Annotated in this window: 4 protein-coding genes; 1 reads left to right on the top strand and 3 read right to left on the bottom strand. The window is 64.3% G+C overall.

Going from position 1 to position 2,747, the window contains the following annotated elements; translation table 11 throughout:
* Nucleotides 1-80: 80 nt before the first annotated feature.
* Complete coding sequence (locus tag J2W23_RS31350; RefSeq protein WP_307651501.1) at nucleotides 81-320, top strand: hypothetical protein; 240 nt, start codon at nucleotides 81-83, stop codon at nucleotides 318-320.
* Nucleotides 321-357: 37 nt separating this feature from the next.
* On the opposite strand, the gene tnpC is transcribed toward J2W23_RS31350, so the two are convergent.
* The 3 genes from tnpC to tnpA are packed head-to-tail and all read right to left on the bottom strand — an operon-like array spanning nucleotide 358 to nucleotide 2,666.
* Nucleotides 358-1,932, bottom strand: coding sequence for an IS66 family transposase (tnpC, locus tag J2W23_RS31345; RefSeq protein WP_307651500.1), 1,575 nt, complete (start codon nucleotides 1,930-1,932; stop codon nucleotides 358-360).
* A gap of 57 nt (nucleotides 1,933-1,989) precedes the next feature.
* Nucleotides 1,990-2,322, bottom strand: coding sequence for an IS66 family insertion sequence element accessory protein TnpB (tnpB, locus tag J2W23_RS31340; RefSeq protein ID WP_307651499.1), 333 nt, complete (start codon nucleotides 2,320-2,322; stop codon nucleotides 1,990-1,992).
* Nucleotides 2,319-2,666, bottom strand: coding sequence for an IS66-like element accessory protein TnpA (tnpA, locus tag J2W23_RS31335; protein WP_307651498.1), 348 nt, complete (start codon nucleotides 2,664-2,666; stop codon nucleotides 2,319-2,321). The genes tnpB and tnpA overlap by 4 nt, the downstream gene beginning before the upstream one ends.
* Between the last annotated feature and the right edge of the window lie 81 nt (nucleotides 2,667-2,747).

Below are 2,747 nucleotides of genomic sequence, written 5' to 3'. Positions count from 1 at the left end.
GTATGCGACCGGCGAAGTCGTCTTGACCAGCCGCTCCGATTGCTATCCTACGTTTCTTGTGGTGCAACAAGGTGTCGAACATGCTTGAAGGTGAACTTGCAGCTCGGATACGGCAGGCCATCGGCCATGAGCCGCGTTCTGCGAAGAGCGTCCATGGGTTGGAGCAGCTTCCCGCCGACGTGTTGGATGACATCGAGACGATCAATCGTGCCTGCGGAGGCCTCTATGTCTTCGCGTATCTCTACCACGTCACGGACGCAACCTTCTCAGATGTCAAGCTGTACGTAGCGGACAGAGGGTGGCACCACAGCGCCGATTGATACTTTTCGCTGCGCGTTCAGTCCACGGGTACGGCGGTCAGTTTTTGATCGAGTTCGCGTTCCACCAAGGCGGCAGTAGGTCAACAATTTTGCTGGCAGGCTGCGTCGGCAGCCGTTCCATGACGTCGCGCAGATACGCGTAAGGATCGTGCCCGTTGAGCCTGGCAGAGTGGATGAGGCTCATGATCGCGGCGGCGCGTTTGCCCGCGCGCAAGCTCCCGGCGAACAACCAATTGCCTCGGCCCACAGCGACAGGCCGGATCTGGTTCTCCACCCAGTTGTTGTCCGCCGGCAGATCGCCGTCGTCGATGTAGCGCGTGAGCGCCTGCCAGCGCTTGAGGCTGTAGTCGATTGCCCTGGCCGTGGCCGAACCATCCGGCACCTGCCGCCGTTGGCCGGCGAGCCATTGCTGCAGGGCATCAGCCACCTTGCGCGACCTCTCTTGTCGTATTCGACTTCGATCCTCAGGCTCAAGCTTGGCGACCTCGCGTTCGACGGCGTAGAGCTCGCCGAAGAACTTCAGCGCCTGCTCGCCGACTGGGCTGCCGTGATTGGCCCAGAGTTCGTGGAACTTGCGCCTTGCATGGGCCAGGCAACCCGCCTCGGTGATGCCCAGTTCGAAGCACGGCTTGTAGCCACTGAAGTCGTCGCACACCAGTGTGCCGCGCCAGCCATGCTCGCCCGGCAGCCCGAGGAAGGCGCGCGCATGCTGGCCGCCACGGCTGTCGGCGAAGTCGAACACCACTGCGCGCAGCGCGCTGTAGCTGGTCGTGCAGTAGCTCCAGAGGTAAGCCCGGTGTGTCTTGCCGTTGCCGGGCTTGAGCATCGCCACGGGGGTCTCGTCGGCATGCAGCACGCGGTCTTCGAGCATCTCGCGCTTGAGCGCATCGACCAGAGGCTGTAGCTGCACGCCGCACTGCCCGACCCAGCTGGCCAGTGTCGAGCGCGATATGGCGAGGCCAGCGCGACCGAAGATGGCTTCTTGCCTGTACAGCGGCAAGTGGTCCATGTACTTGCCCACCAGCACCTGCGAGAGCAGCCCAGTCGTCGGGATGCCCTTGTCGACGATGTGCGGGGCGACGGGCGCCTGCACCAGCGTCTCGCACTTCGTGCAGACCCATTTGCCGCGCACGTGACGCTCGACGCTGAACACGCCTGGCTGGTAGTCGAGCTTCTCGGCCACATCCTCGCCGATGCGCTGGAGGGTGCAGCCGCAGGCACAGGTGGTGCTCTCGGGTTCGTGGCGGATCTCCCGGCGCGGCAAGTGCGCGGGCAGTGCCTGGCGCTTGGGCTGTTGCTTCTCACGCTGCGCAGCCGGCACGGTCGCGAGTTGTTCCAGCTCACGCTCCATCGCTGCCAAGTCAGCATCGATGGTCTCTTCCAGCAGGCTCTTCTGCTCGACATTGAAGGCTTCGGACTTGGCGGCGAACTTCAACCGCTTGAGCACGGCCATCTCGTGCGTGAGCTTGTCGATGGCGGCCTGCTTGAACGCGATCTCGTGGTCTCGGCGTGCGATCTCGAGCTTGTCGGCTGCAGCCCCTTTCCTCAGGGAGAGGACCAACTCGCGCAGCTGCTGCGCGTTCAGGTGGTCAAGGTCGGCCGTGTCGATCACGGAAGGTGATGGTGCCCCAGCGTGCGTGCCCACGCATCAGCACATTCGGCAATTGCACTACAGCATGCAAATCACTCCAGCTTCACCGATCCGCTGCCACGGCAGTCCGAGCACCAGCGCGTCGAACTGGGGAGGGGTCAGGCTGAGGGTGGTGCCGCTGTCCTTGGGCCAGACGAACTTGCCCTGGTGCAGACGTCGTGCCGACAGCCAGATGCCGATTCCGTCGTGCACCAGGACCTTCATGCGATTCGCACGCCGGTTGGCGAACAGATAGGCGTGGTGCGGGCGCGCGGCGCCGAAGACACGCACCACGCGCGCCAGTGCCGCTTCGGTGCCTGCGCGCATATCCAACGGCTCGACGGCCAGCCACAGCGCGTCGACCCGGATCACCTGAGGATCTCGCGCAGCCAGGCGGCGCATTGGCCTGACGCGCTCAACGGCCATGTCACGTTCACCGCGATCGCACCGCGGCGAAGCTCAAGGTGGATGTCATTTACGACGCTGGGACCTGGCGCCAGCGTGAGGGAGACGAACTCGGCTTGCTGGTCGCCGGCCTTCGATGCGATGCCTCCCGCGTCGACCATGCGGCGCCACTTGTGAACGAGGTTGGCGTTGAGGCCATGGGCTAGCGCCACTTGAGCCACAGACGCCCCGGGCTCTGCGCACGCCGCCAGCACTTGCCGCTTCAGATCGGCCGCGTGGCGCCGACGGCTCACGCGCTTGGAGTCTTCCATAGGTGTCCACCTAAATCCTTGGTGGACACCATCGTCATAGACCCGAGCCCGCAACTCAAGACGGGATCACCGCGCGCTTAC

Origin of the sequence: Variovorax boronicumulans (assembly GCF_030812215.1) — a bacterium.
GTDB classification, from domain to species: domain Bacteria; phylum Pseudomonadota; class Gammaproteobacteria; order Burkholderiales; family Burkholderiaceae_C; genus Variovorax; species Variovorax boronicumulans_C.
This window is presented reverse-complemented; position numbering and strand designations above follow the sequence as displayed.